Origin of the sequence: Acinetobacter sp. GG2, assembly GCF_000292385.1 — a bacterium.
GTDB classification, from domain to species: domain Bacteria; phylum Pseudomonadota; class Gammaproteobacteria; order Pseudomonadales; family Moraxellaceae; genus Acinetobacter; species Acinetobacter seifertii.
On sequence record NZ_ALOW01000037.1, the window covers coordinates 21,655 to 34,592 of the forward strand.

At 40.3% G+C, this 12,938-nt stretch carries 11 protein-coding genes; 9 read left to right on the plus strand and 2 right to left on the minus strand.

Annotation, left to right across the window (positions count from 1 at the left end; translation table 11 throughout):
* Window positions 1–186: 186 nt before the first annotated feature.
* Window positions 187–1,359 (plus strand): iron-dependent methanol dehydrogenase, encoded by a 1,173-nt coding sequence (gene mdh / locus B554_RS0112345; protein ID WP_019458292.1) that lies wholly within the window; start codon window positions 187–189, stop codon window positions 1,357–1,359.
* A 195-nt stretch (window positions 1,360–1,554) separates the two neighbouring features.
* The gene (locus B554_RS0112350) at window positions 1,555–2,523 is read left to right on the plus strand and encodes an alpha/beta hydrolase (protein ID WP_019458293.1); all 969 of its coding nucleotides are present in this window, start codon (window positions 1,555–1,557) and stop codon (window positions 2,521–2,523) included.
* Here B554_RS0112350 and B554_RS0112355 read toward each other — a convergent pair.
* Window positions 2,520–3,710, minus strand: a complete 1,191-nt coding sequence (locus tag B554_RS0112355; protein WP_004700959.1) for a helix-turn-helix domain-containing protein — start codon at window positions 3,708–3,710, stop codon at window positions 2,520–2,522. The two genes, B554_RS0112350 and B554_RS0112355, sit on opposite strands and share 4 nt — an antisense overlap.
* 142 nt (window positions 3,711–3,852) lie before the next feature.
* Here B554_RS0112355 and B554_RS0112360 point away from each other — a divergent pair, with 142 nt between their 5' ends.
* The 6 genes from B554_RS0112360 to B554_RS19155 all read left to right on the plus strand — a co-directional run bounded on the left by B554_RS0112360 (window position 3,853) and on the right by B554_RS19155 (window position 10,408).
* Window positions 3,853–5,364, plus strand: a complete 1,512-nt coding sequence (locus tag B554_RS0112360) for an aldehyde dehydrogenase family protein (RefSeq protein WP_004791594.1) — start codon at window positions 3,853–3,855, stop codon at window positions 5,362–5,364.
* A gap of 220 nt (window positions 5,365–5,584) precedes the next feature.
* A complete protein-coding gene (eat, locus tag B554_RS0112365; RefSeq protein WP_019458294.1) occupies window positions 5,585–7,021 on the plus strand; it encodes an ethanolamine permease in 1,437 nt (478 codons plus the stop codon).
* A gap of 14 nt (window positions 7,022–7,035) precedes the next feature.
* Window positions 7,036–8,421 (plus strand): ethanolamine ammonia-lyase subunit EutB, encoded by a 1,386-nt coding sequence (locus B554_RS0112370; RefSeq protein WP_019458295.1) that lies wholly within the window; start codon window positions 7,036–7,038, stop codon window positions 8,419–8,421.
* A 10-nt stretch (window positions 8,422–8,431) separates the two neighbouring features.
* On the plus strand, window positions 8,432–9,247 hold the full coding sequence (eutC, locus tag B554_RS0112375; protein WP_019458296.1) for an ethanolamine ammonia-lyase subunit EutC: 816 nt from the start codon (window positions 8,432–8,434) through the stop codon (window positions 9,245–9,247).
* Window positions 9,248–9,412: 165 nt separating this feature from the next.
* Complete coding sequence (locus tag B554_RS0112380; RefSeq protein ID WP_019458297.1) at window positions 9,413–10,135, plus strand: glutamine amidotransferase; 723 nt, start codon at window positions 9,413–9,415, stop codon at window positions 10,133–10,135.
* Between the two features lie 159 nt (window positions 10,136–10,294).
* Window positions 10,295–10,408 (plus strand): hypothetical protein, encoded by a 114-nt coding sequence (locus tag B554_RS19155; protein WP_081325758.1) that lies wholly within the window; start codon window positions 10,295–10,297, stop codon window positions 10,406–10,408.
* A gap of 112 nt (window positions 10,409–10,520) precedes the next feature.
* Here B554_RS19155 and B554_RS0112385 read toward each other — a convergent pair whose 3' ends face one another.
* Entirely contained in the window at window positions 10,521–12,248 is a 1,728-nt protein-coding gene (locus tag B554_RS0112385; RefSeq protein ID WP_019458298.1) for a glutamine--tRNA ligase/YqeY domain fusion protein, read from the minus strand.
* A 168-nt stretch (window positions 12,249–12,416) separates the two neighbouring features.
* On the opposite strand from B554_RS0112385, the gene B554_RS0112390 reads away from it, so the two are divergent.
* On the plus strand, window positions 12,417–12,926 hold the full coding sequence (locus B554_RS0112390) for a peptidylprolyl isomerase (RefSeq protein ID WP_004700945.1): 510 nt from the start codon (window positions 12,417–12,419) through the stop codon (window positions 12,924–12,926).
* Window positions 12,927–12,938: the final 12 nt, after the last annotated feature.

Sequence of the window (12,938 nt, forward strand, 5' to 3'; positions counted from 1 at the left end):
CCCGAAAAAATTAAATGAATGCGCCAAATTTTATATAAAGTCATTAAAAATCAATAATTAAGTCCTAAGTAATATTTGGTAGGTTTTTGGTAGGTAGGAAAATAATCTTCAGATCACAATACTAAGCCCATGGTGAGGCTCACCTGTAATAACAAACAATGGATTTATGGAAAAAGGAATCACTCCATGGCTTTTAAAAATATTGCAGATCAAACAAACGGTTTTTATATTCCTTGCGTATCACTCTTTGGACCAGGATGTGCTAAAGAAATTGGTACGAAGGCACAAAACCTCGGCGCAAAAAAAGCATTAATTGTGACCGATGAAGGCTTATTTAAATTTGGCGTTGCAGACCTTATCGCAAACTATTTAACTGAAGCAGGCGTTTCGAGCCATATTTTCCCGGGTGCAGAACCTAACCCAACCGATATTAATGTTCACAATGGCGTGAAAGCCTATAACGACAATGGCTGTGACTTTATTGTCTCTCTAGGTGGCGGTTCATCTCACGACTGTGCCAAAGGTATTGGCCTAGTTACTGCAGGCGGTGGTCATATTCGTGACTATGAAGGTATTGATAAAAGCAAAGTGCCAATGACACCACTGATTGCAGTGAACACAACGGCTGGTACTGCATCTGAAATGACTCGTTTCTGTATTATTACCAATACAGACACTCATGTAAAAATGGCAATTGTTGACTGGCGTTGTACCCCACTCATTGCAATTGACGACCCGAAACTCATGATTGCAAAACCAGCTGGTTTAACAGCGGCAACAGGTATGGACGCGTTAACTCATGCAGTTGAAGCATATGTTTCTACTGCGGCAAACCCGATTACTGATGCGTGTGCAGAAAAAGCGATTACGATGATTAGCCAGTGGCTCCAACCCGCTGTCGCAAATGGTGAAAACATCGAAGCGCGTGATGCAATGAGCTACGCACAATACTTGGCTGGTATGGCATTTAACAACGCGTCATTAGGCTATGTTCATGCCATGGCGCACCAGTTAGGCGGTTTTTACAACCTACCTCACGGCGTATGTAATGCAATCTTGTTACCACACGTTTGTGAATTTAACTTAATTGCTTGCCCAGATCGTTACGCAAAAATCGCCGAGTTAATGGGTGTAAGAACTCACGGGTTAACAGTGATGGAAGCTGCTTATGCTGCAATTGACGCCATTCGTAAACTGTCTTCATCAATTGGTATTCCATCTGGTTTAACAGAGCTAGGTGTGAAAAATGAAGACCTTGCGGTCATGGCAGATAATGCTCAGAAAGATGCATGTATGCTGACCAACCCTCGGAAAGCTAATCATGCTCAAGTTGTGGAGATTTTCAAAGCAGCTCTTTAATCCTGATGTAATAGCATGTCCCTCTAGTAAGTCAAATCCCTCCGACCGTTGACTTACTTTTTTGGGGAATACTTAGCTCCAGCGGTATTCCCTTTTTTTAGAACCTATACTCCAACCTTCTCTAAACCTGATTGACAATTCGCCCATTTCATTGAAGGATACTCAGCATGTCTTAATTACAATAGCCCGATAACAATGAATACATCTTTAGCTACTCAAACTTATGTTCCAGATATTTTAGGTACTGGCTACGAACAGCTTACCCTCAACTTTCCTGATGATTATGAAGGTAAAGTTGTAGCCACCTTAGTCCGTAAAAAAGCCGCTCAACCGACTCAAAAAGCCGTACTGTATATTCATGGTTTTTTAGATTATTTCTTTCAAACCGAAATGGCTGAGCAATTTAATGCTCATGGTTATGACTTCTATGCACTTGATTTAAGAAAATATGGGCGTTCAAAATTGCCTCATCAAATTTTCTATAATGTGCATGATTTAAATGAATACGACGCCGAAATTACCCAAGCATTAGAGATTATTGGCGAAGAGAAACATACCCAAGTCTTACTTGCTGGGCATTCGACTGGCGGATTGACAGCAACGCTTTATGCAACACATCACCCGAATCACCCTCTTATTAAAGCACTATGGGCAAATAGTCCGTTTTACGACTTCAATTTAAGTCTAGTCGAAAAGAAATTTGGTATTCCAATGCTCAGTCGAGTAGGAAAATATCTGCCAAAAGTTAAATTTCCAAGCCAACTGAACAAATGGTACGCCACCAGTCTTCATAAAAAATATCAAGGTGAATGGGACTTCAACCTCGACTGGAAACCTGCATCTGTTTCTACAGTTCAACTCAGCTTTATTCACGCCATTCATACGGCTCAAAAAGAGATTCATCACGGAGTTAAGCTAAACGTTCCTGCACTGATTATGCACTCGCACCAAACTAAAAACCCTAAAAAATGGGGACCAGATGCGACTCAAAGCGATATCATTTTAGATGTTAAAGACATTGCCAAATTTGGTAAAAAAATGAAAGGCGATGTCTCTGTGGTTTCTATTCACAATGGATTGCATGACTTAGTGCTTTCAGGCCAGCCAGTACGGGAACAAGTCTATCAACAATTGTTCCAGTGGCTAGATCAAAAAATCACTTAACTGAGTTTAGGTGAGTCAAGGTATTTCACCAGCAGTTGATGCGCAGGATGTTCACTCGGTAATAGCTCCATAAGGCGTTCTACCGCATCAATTGCTTCAGGAAAATGAGCTAAATGCTTAAGTAATAAATCTGTTTCTTGTGTTTTAAAAATTGCATCACTTAAGCGTGATTCAAGACAGTCACGCCATGCACATAAAAATGGACTTTCTGTTTTTGCAAGAAATACACCTGTGTAAAGCTGCAAAGCTGAAGCTGCATATCCCGCATCTAGTGCTTGTTCAGCTTGTAAAAAATCGGCTTCAACATGTACAAGTAATCGATATGGACGTGAACCAAGCAAACCGCCCAAAATATCGCGTAGTTGAGACATTTCAGCTTTAAGCGTGCCCATGCTGACTTTACGTTCGCCATAGAGTGCCTGATAAAGATGCTCTAAAGTTAGACCATGTGGACATAAAGCCAATATCGTCAATATTTCAATTTGACGCGGCGTTAATAACAGACTTTTGCCATTAAATTTAACTTGTGGTGTCGAAAAAGCACGAATATGTAATTGCTGGCGCTGCTGCTCTAGCAAAGCGGATTGAATAATGGATGCACAACGTTCAGCAGCCAATATTCCTAAACTATTATGATTCTTCCAAGTGGTTGATAAATCAACAACCCCTAGAGTTTGTTTTGAGTATGGATCGATAATCGGCGCAGCATAACACACCCAATCATGAATCGATTCCATGTAATGTTCGTTTGAAAAAACACAGCTTGATTGTTGAGTTTTTAAAGATAACGCTAAGGCATTGGTGCCCACAAATTCTTCACGCCATTGCCCACCTTGTACAAAGTGAACACGCTCAGCTGCACTTTGCATTTGAGCACTTGTTGCCGTCCAGATAATCGTACTGCCGATATCACCGACAGCAATCACCATTGAAGATTGCTCTGCAATATGACGTAAGTCGTCGGCACATTGGCTTAGAGCCATATCTAAAGCGTTTTGTGAAGCAGTTTTTTTCTCGACTAATGGAGCCGCAAAACGTTCTTTAGGAATCGCTGCAGAAGCTGATCGTTCCCACGAGCTTGCAATACTTTGGCCGAGTTTGGCAGCATTCTGAGGAGAGAGACTATTTTGCGTGCGCAGTTGATCAATCAGCGTCCGTTGCTGCAATAAATCCTTTTTTGTGAACATTTGTAAATTCCTTATATATCCACATTTCTATTCCAACCTTTCTCCAACCTTCTTCTTTATATCCTAATTATACAAAGTACGAAAGTACCTACTGACAGGGTTCTTGTTAGTCTTTAGTCCTAAAAAGCAAAGGAATATTTATATGCGCTATATCGATCCAAATCAACCAGGCTCAAAAGTTCAATTTAAATCACAATACGAAAATTTTATTGGCGGTGAATGGGTAGCACCTGTAAAGGGTGCATATTTTGACAATGTATCTCCTGTTGATGGAAAAGCTTTTACACGTATTCCACGCTCTAGTGCCGAAGATATTGAGCTCGCTCTAGATGCAGCGCACAAAGCGAAAGCAACATGGAATAAAGCATCACCAACGGTACGCTCAAATATCCTTTTAAAAATTGCTGATCGTTTAGAAGCAAATCTTGAAATGCTTGCTGTTGCAGAAACTTGGGATAACGGTAAAGCGGTTCGTGAAACTTTAGCAGCAGACCTCCCACTTGCGATTGACCATTTCCGTTATTTCGCTGGATGTATTCGTGCTCAAGAAGGTGGTATTTCTGAAATTGATGAAGATACCATTGCGTATCATTTCCACGAACCACTCGGTGTCGTTGGTCAAATCATTCCATGGAACTTCCCAATTTTGATGGCAGCATGGAAACTTGCACCAGCTTTAGCAGCTGGTAACTGCGTTGTGATTAAACCAGCTGAGCAAACTCCAGTGGGTATTTTGTTGGTGGCTGAACTCATCCAAGACATTTTACCGCCGGGTGTACTCAATATTGTCAATGGTTTCGGTTCAGAAGTCGGCCGTCCTTTAGCGACAAACCCACGTATTGCAAAAATCGCGTTCACAGGTTCAACTCAAACTGGACAAATGGTGATGCAATATGCGACTGAAAATATTATTCCAGTTACCTTAGAACTTGGCGGTAAGTCACCAAACCTTTTCTTTGAAGATATCATGGATAAAGAAGATGACTTCTTAGAAAAAACACTTGAAGGTTTTGCTATGTTTGCCTTAAACCAAGGTGAAGTATGTACTTGCCCTTCTCGTGCTTTAGTACAAGAAAGTATTGCTGATCAGTTCTTGGAGATGGCTGTCGAACGTGTAAAACGTATTAAAACTGGTCATCCACTTGATACTGAAACCATGATTGGCGCTCAAGCATCTCTACAACAACAAGAGAAAATCTTACGTTGTATTAACACTGGTCGTGAAGAAGGTGCAGAACTCTTACTTGGCGGTAGCGGCCGTAAAGAAGTAGGTGATGGTTACTATGTCGATCCGACTATTTTTAAAGGTCACAATGGCATGCAAGTTTTCCAAGAAGAAATTTTTGGACCTGTACTTGCTGTGACAACGTTCAAAGACTTTGACGATGCAATTAAAATTGCCAATGACACCATGTATGGTTTAGGTGCAGGTGTATGGTCACGTTCAGCTCACATTTCTTACCGTGCAGGTCGTGCTATTGAAGCGGGCCGTGTCTGGACAAACTGCTATAACATCTACCCTGCACATGCTGCATTCGGTGGTTACAAGAAGTCTGGTATTGGCCGTGAAAACCATAAGATGATGCTAGATCACTATCAACAAACTAAAAACTTGTTGGTGAGTTATTCAACTAAACCAATGGGCTTCTTCTAAGTTTCGCACCAAGTTGATACCAAACTATCAACACTAGAAAGAAGTAAGATGACTAATTATATAAGAAGCCAGTAATTTAGATTGCTGGCTTCTTCATTTACGATTGTTAAGCTTGAATTTTTATCATTTAGAATAAAAAAGTTCTATCTACTCTCTGAAATGCTTCATTTAGGCATTGCTTTTGCATTGATTCATACAAACCCACTCGCAGGAGTATTGTATGAATCAACCAGAAACAGCTTCCGTCATTTCTTCAGGCACAGAAGTCTCATCAGCCGAATATTTTGCTCAGCGTCAACTCAAACAAGGTACGGTTGGTTGGTTACTCCTGATTGGTTTAGGCGTAGCTTATGTGATATCGGGTGATTTTGCTGGCTGGAACTTCGGCATTGCTCAAGGTGGTTGGGGTGGCATGTTTATTGCCACTGCCCTCGCCGCAATCATGTACCTATGTCTATGTCTTTCTATGTCAGAAATGTCCACCATGATGCCAACAGCAGGTGGCGGTTATAGTTTTGCGCGTGCTGCTTTTGGTCCTTTTGGGGGCTATTTAACAGGAACAGCCATTTTAATTGAATACGCGATTGCCCCTGCTGCTATTGCTGTCTTTATTGGTGGTTATTGCGAATCTCTATTTGGCATAAATGGCTGGATGATTTACCTCGCCTGCTACGCCATTTTTATGGGCATACATCTTAAAGGTGCCGGTGAAGCTTTAAAAATCATGTTCGCAATTACCCTTGTCGCTGCTGTTGCTCTTGTTGTATTTATTGTGGCAATGATTCCACACTTTAATGCACAAAATTTATTTGATATTCCAATTGGTACAGGTGTAGGCGCAAGCAGTTTTCTACCTCATGGCTATTTAGGCATCTGGGTCGCAGTTCCCTTTGCAATCTGGTTTTTCCTTGCAGTTGAAGGTGTGCCATTAGCAGCCGAAGAAGCAAAAGATCCAGCCAAATCTCTCCCACGTGGTTTAATTGGTGCAATGCTCATCTTAACAGCGTTTGCCATGCTCATTTTATTCTTGGGTGCGGGCGCAGCAGGTGCAAGTACTTTACAAAAATCAGGCGCTCCGCTCGTAGATGCTCTGGTTAAAGTTTATGGCACCAACACTTGGCTTGCGACTTTCGTAAACTTTGTCGGTTTAGCTGGTTTAATCGCGAGTTTCTTTTCAATCATCTATGCCTATTCACGTCAAATTTTTGCACTCTCTCGTGCTGGTTACTTACCGACATCACTCTCTTTAACCAATAAAAATAAAGCGCCTTATCTGGCAATTATTATTCCAGGCATTATTGGATTCTTGCTTTCACTCACCAAAGAAGGCGATTCACTGATTTTAATCGCGGTTTTTGGTGCCACAATTTCTTATGTATTGATTCTTTTATCCCACATCAAACTACGCCTCTCTAAACCCGACATGCCTCGTCCTTATAAAACTCCTGGGGGAATCGTTACTTCAAGTATTGCGTTAGTCCTAGCAGTCGCTGCTGTAGTTGCAGGCTTTGTTGTTAACCCAAAAGTTTGGTTTATTGCTGCCGCTATTTATGTCGTATTTATTGCTTACTTTTTATTCTACAGCCGTTATCATTTAGTTAAAGGTACACCAGAAGAAGAGTTTGCAAATATTAAAGCCGCAGAACAAGAACTATAAAATAGGATGCAACTATGAGTTATCGCAATATTGTGGCCAATCAACAGTATCACTTTGCTGATTTGAAGACCTTGATGGCGAAAGCTACGCCGCTACGTTCAGGAGATGAATTAGCAGGTGTAGCTGCCAGAGATGCAACCGAGCATGTTGCGGCACAAATGACTTTGGCCGATGTACCACTTAAAACCTTTTTAAATGAGGTTGTGGTCGATTACGAAACCGATGAAATTACACGACTGATTATTGATGAACATGATCTGGCAGCCTTTGCCCCTATTTCACACTTTACAGTAGGTGATTTCCGAAATTGGTTGCTTGGAGAAGAAGCAACTGCCCAAAGCTTAAAAACATTAGCATCGGGCTTAACTCCGGAAATGGTAGCTGCTGTCAGCAAAATTATGCGCAATCAAGATTTGATTTATGTCGCAAGCAAATGTGAAGTGGTTACCCAATTTCGTAACACGATTGGTTTAAAAGGCCATCTTTCTACCCGCTTACAACCTAATCATCCTACGGATGATGTGCTTGGTATTTCTGCCAGTATTTTAGATGGTTTGATGTATGGCAATGGTGATGCCGTTATTGGCATTAACCCCGCAACAGATAACCTACATAATTTGTCAGAGCTACTAAAACTACTTGACCATGTCATTCAGGAATATCAAATTCCGACACAATCTTGTGTACTTACCCATATCAGCTCAGGTATTCAACTTGCTGAAAAAAATGTGCCAATTGATTTAATGTTTCAATCAATCGCAGGGACCCAACTGGCAAACGAAGGATTTGGAATTTCACTCGATTTACTACAAGAAGGATATGAAGCCACACTCGCACTCAAGCGCGGAACCATTGGACAAAATGTTATGTATTTTGAAACGGGTCAAGGCAGTGCCTTATCCAGTAATGCACATCACGGCGTTGATCAGCAAACATTAGAAACGCGTGCTTATGCAGTAGCTCGTAAATACAATCCGCTTTTAGTGAATACAGTCGTTGGCTTTATTGGTCCTGAATATCTTTTTAACGGTAAACAAATTATACGTGCAGGACTAGAAGACCACTTCTGCGGTAAGTTACTCGGAGTACCAATGGGTTGCGACATTTGTTACACCAACCATGCCGATGCAGACCAAAACGATATGGATGTTCTCCTTACTTTATTTGGTGCTGCGGGCATTAACTTTATTATGGGAATTCCCGGTTCGGATGATGTCATGCTCAACTATCAAACGACCTCATTCCATGATGCCCTCTATTTAAGACAACTCCTCGGTTTAAAACCCGCCCCTGAGTTTTCAGCTTGGCTTGAACAGCAAGGTATCTTTAAACAGCAAAACTCTCAAATCTGTTGGGCAGACCATATGCCTGACCAATTCTCTCGTCTGCTCATGAACTAGGGAGAACACCATGAAACTGAATCGTGATATTCAATATCCATCTTCTACTCATCAAGACCAGTGGGAAAAACTTAAACAGTTTACCGATGCCCGTATTGCTTTGGGCCGCGCAGGTTGTAGCATCCCCACACAAGCCTTACTTGAGTTCCAATTGTCTCATGCACAAGCAAAAGATGCAGTTTATCAAGATATGGATGTTTCCTATTTATCTGAGCAATTAGCGCAAAGACAGCTACAAAGCATTCATGTTCAAAGTAATGCCCCTAATAAGGAAATCTATCTTAAACGTCCTGATTTAGGCCGTCAGCTTTCAAACCTATCAAAAGTAGCCTTAATTAAGAAGTATGCAGAAAATCCGCAACAATATGATGTTTGTATTGTGGTCGGTGATGGACTCTCTGCAAGAGCGATTGAAGCGAATGCCATCCCATTCATTACATCGTTAAGTGAGCAAGTTCAGCAAGAAAACTGGACTCTTGCACCCATTGCACTGGCAACAGGCAGTCGGGTTGCTTTAGGTGATGAGGTTGCTGAAATCTTTAAAGCACCCATGCTAGTGATGCTTATCGGAGAGCGCCCAGGTTTAAGCTCTCCTGACAGTATGGGAATTTACTACACATGGAATGCATATTCAGGCTGTCTCGATGCCAAACGTAATTGTATTTCCAATGTACGCTCAGCAGGCTTAAGCATTCCTGTTGCAGTACAACGGTTAATGGCACTCATGAAAAAGTCAAAACAACTTGGCTTTTCAGGCGTTAATTTAAAAGATGAACATCAACTTGCAGATATAGGCCTTGAGACAACTCAAAAGCTATTATTTTAAACAGTAGAATATGCAAACAGATTCATTCAAAATAGGTAATCGTTTGCATAACAACATTATCTTAACGAAAAATATCAATTTTCAGGTATTGACGATTTATACAGATATTTTCTTCTTTATATTTATCGCTATACTCCACCTATTGATCTTCTATGAATCATTTGTATGAGCACAACAAACGCCTTCCCAAAAACTATTTATGCCATTCAGCATCTTGCTTTCGAAGACTTAGGTTCATTAGAAGATGTCTTTTATCAACTTGGCTTCCGCGTCCGTTATTTTGAAGCGGGTGTAGATGATTTAACTGCTGCTTTTGCACACGATGGATTAACTATTATTTTAGGTGGTCCAATCGGAGTTTATGAAACTGAAGATTATCCATTTTTAAAAGATGAAATTGCTTTACTTAAACAACGTTTAGCAGCGGATAAACCCACACTTGGTATTTGTTTGGGTGCACAGTTAATTGCTTATGCACTTGGTGCTAAAGTATATGCAGGTCATCAAAAAGAAATCGGTTGGAGTCCACTCAGCTTAAGTTTACGTCCTAATCAGGTATTATCTCCTTTGCTTAATAATGTTCATGTTTTACATTGGCATGGCGATACTTTCGATCTTCCTGAAAATGCTGCCCTTTTGGCTAGCTCAGATATTTATACCAATCAGGCATTTGAAGTTGGTAATAATATTCTCGCGTTGCAGTTCCATATTGAAACTACTGAAGAACATTTTGAAAAATGGCTTATTGGCCATACATGTGAACTTCGTAGTGCCAATATTTCAATCCAGAAACTTCGTGAAGAAAATAAAAAATATGCTCAAAACCTCGAACATGCTGCTTTTGATGTTATTCAAAAATTTCTTAAACGAATTGGATATAGTGGTTAATATTTAATTCAATATATTAGTTAAATTATACTTAGAAAGCCAAGTGCTCATTTTTTACCCAGAGATGGATTATTAATCCGTCTTTGGGAACCTTTATAATTAATTTCCGTGTATTATTAATTTATTAACTTTGTAACATAAAATAAACGCTGATTTACTATGGAAATCCTGAAATTTATTAAAAGCTTTAATACAGTGAACACTTATTTATTGCTAGCATCTATTCTTCTTATAATCATTGTTCTTTATTTCTACGTGGTTAATCCGGCTTAGCCTATTTGCCAAAGCACCATAAAGCATAATATGTGTAAGAAAATAGATATAAAAAGCCCAACTGAGTTGGGCTTTTTATATCTGCTATTTGCTCAAAAACATTTTACGCGTCTTACTTTTTCTCAGGTTTGAAGCTGTCTTTCAAATCAAGAACGCGGTTAAAGACTGGTTTTTCAGGAGTGTGATCATGTTGATCAGCAACAAAATAACCTTCACGTTCAAATTGGAAACGATCTTCAGGACTCGCTTGAGCTAAAGCAGGCTCAATCACAGCCTGTACCACTTTCAACGATTCTGGATTAAGGTTTGCCAAGAAGTCATCATCTGCATCAGGCGCTGCTTCAGTAAATAAACGATCATAAATACGCACCTCAGCAGGAATACCTTTTGTCGCAGATACCCAGTGAATTACGCCTTTTACTTTACGGCCTTCAGGGTTCTTACCTAAAGTTTCAGGATCAATTGAACATTTCAGCTCAATCACTTCACCATTAGCATCTTTAATGACTTCATCACACTTGATGACGTAAGCATGGCGTAAACGCACTTCACCATCAGGTGTTAAGCGCTTAAAGCCTTTAGGAGGAACTTCTTCAAAGTCTTTACGGTCAATATAGATTTCCTTGGTTAAAGGAATTACACGGTCCCCCATATCCACGTTAGGATGGCGAGCATGTGTAAGATCCATATCTTCTGGTAAATTGGTCAAAGTCACTTTAAGTGGGCTTAAAACAGCCATGCCGCGCGCAGCAGTATTTTCTAAAGATTGACGAATGCAGAACTCAAGCATAGCAACATCAACAATACCGTCAGTTTTAGACACACCTACACGTTTACAAAAATCACGTAAGCCCTCTGGCGTAAAGCCACGACGGCGCATACCGACAACTGTTGGCATACGTGGATCATCCCAACCATTTACATAACCACCTTCAACCAACTTACGCAATTTACGTTTAGAGGTAATCGTATAGTCTACGTTTAAACGAGAAGATTCATATTGGTGTGGAACAGATTTAGATTTAACCTTTTCAACAATCCAGTCATAAAATGGACGGTGATCTTGGAACTCCAATGTGCAAAGTGAATGAGTGATTCCTTCAATTGCATCAGACAATGGATGAGCATAGTCATACATTGGGTAGATTTTCCATTTGTCACCAGTTTGGTGATGCTCTGAATGCAAAACACGATACAAAATCGGGTCACGCATATGCACGTTCGGGCTTGCCATATCAATTTTGGCACGTAGAACTGCTTCACCTTCTTTGAGTTCACCGCTGCGCATCTGTTCAAAGCGAGCAAGGTTCTCTTCTATAGAAGCATCGCGATATGGAGAATTTTTACCAGGTTCGACAAAATTACCGCGATTTAACTTAATTTCTTCAGGAGATTGCAAATCAACATAAGCATCACCTTGCTCAATTAACTGAATTGCCCATGCATAAAGCTGATCAAAATAACCAGAAGCATAGCGTGGTTCACCATTCCAGTTAAAACCAAGCCATTTCACGTCATTGGCAATACCATCAACATATTCTTGTTCTTCTGCATCTGGGTTTGTGTCGTCAAACCGTAAATTACAAAGGCCATTAAACTCTTCAGCAACACCAAAGTTTAGACAGATTGCTTTTACGTGACCAATATGTAAATAACCATTTGGTTCTGGCGGAAAACGCGTTACGATTTGTTGTGCACGTCCGGCAGCCAAATCATCAGTAATGACTTGGCGAACAAAATCTAATCCAGCCTGTTGTTCTTGCTGCGCAGAATCGACAGAGGCATGAGTATTCGGTGTCGGGTTGTTTGGCAGGTTCGAGACAACATCATTAGGCTTCATAGTGTATCAATCACTTCTTTGTAGATAAAATTTCGAAAAAATAAACGCTATCTTCATTTTTCACAAAGATTTTAACGTTTTTTACTTGCCTTGTAGTTTACAGTTTGCTTATGCTTCTCTCAACCAAAAAACCCATGGTCATAAGCCCATGTTTAGGAGATTAATGTAATGAGTTTTCCTCAAGTCGAATTAAACACCAATAAAGGTCGTATTGTTCTTGAACTAAATACTGAAAAAGCACCAAAAACAGTAGCAAACTTTTTAGAATACGTACGTGACGGTTTTTATGACGGCGTTATTTTCCACCGTGTCATTGATGGTTTCATGATCCAAGGCGGCGGGATGGATGAAAACTTCAAAGAAAAAGCAACTCGCGATGCGATTGAAAACGAAGCTGACAACGGTTTAAGCAATGATGTTGGTACAATTGCTATGGCACGTACTCAAGCGCCTCACTCTGCTTCAGCACAATTCTTCATTAACGTAAAAAATAACTCTTTCTTGAACCATACTTCAAAAACTGCTCAAGGTTGGGGTTATGCTGTATTTGGTAAAGTTGTTGAAGGTATGGACGTTGTAGAAGCAATCAAAGGTGTACGTACAGGTAACCGTGGTTATCACGCTGACGTTCCTTTAGAAAACGTTGTTATCGAATCTGCTAAAATTATTTCTGAATAATTTTAGGAATAA

What these genes read in the sequence shown, in the direction of transcription:
- mdh (WP_019458292.1), top strand. Translation starts at nt 187, where the DNA reads ATGGCTTTTAAAAATATTGCAGATCAAACAAACGGTTTTTATATTCCT.
- B554_RS0112390 (WP_004700945.1), top strand. Translation starts at nt 12,417, where the DNA reads ATGAGTTTTCCTCAAGTCGAATTAAACACCAATAAAGGTCGTATTGTT.
- B554_RS0112385 (WP_019458298.1), bottom strand. Translation starts at nt 12,248, where the DNA reads ATGAAGCCTAATGATGTTGTCTCGAACCTGCCAAACAACCCGACACCG.
- B554_RS0112380 (WP_019458297.1), top strand. Translation starts at nt 9,413, where the DNA reads ATGAGCACAACAAACGCCTTCCCAAAAACTATTTATGCCATTCAGCAT.
- B554_RS0112350 (WP_019458293.1), top strand. Translation starts at nt 1,555, where the DNA reads ATGAATACATCTTTAGCTACTCAAACTTATGTTCCAGATATTTTAGGT.
- eutC (WP_019458296.1), top strand. Translation starts at nt 8,432, where the DNA reads ATGAAACTGAATCGTGATATTCAATATCCATCTTCTACTCATCAAGAC.
- eat (WP_019458294.1), top strand. Translation starts at nt 5,585, where the DNA reads ATGAATCAACCAGAAACAGCTTCCGTCATTTCTTCAGGCACAGAAGTC.
- B554_RS0112360 (WP_004791594.1), top strand. Translation starts at nt 3,853, where the DNA reads ATGCGCTATATCGATCCAAATCAACCAGGCTCAAAAGTTCAATTTAAA.
- B554_RS19155 (WP_081325758.1), top strand. Translation starts at nt 10,295, where the DNA reads ATGGAAATCCTGAAATTTATTAAAAGCTTTAATACAGTGAACACTTAT.
- B554_RS0112370 (WP_019458295.1), top strand. Translation starts at nt 7,036, where the DNA reads ATGAGTTATCGCAATATTGTGGCCAATCAACAGTATCACTTTGCTGAT.
- B554_RS0112355 (WP_004700959.1), bottom strand. Translation starts at nt 3,710, where the DNA reads ATGTTCACAAAAAAGGATTTATTGCAGCAACGGACGCTGATTGATCAA.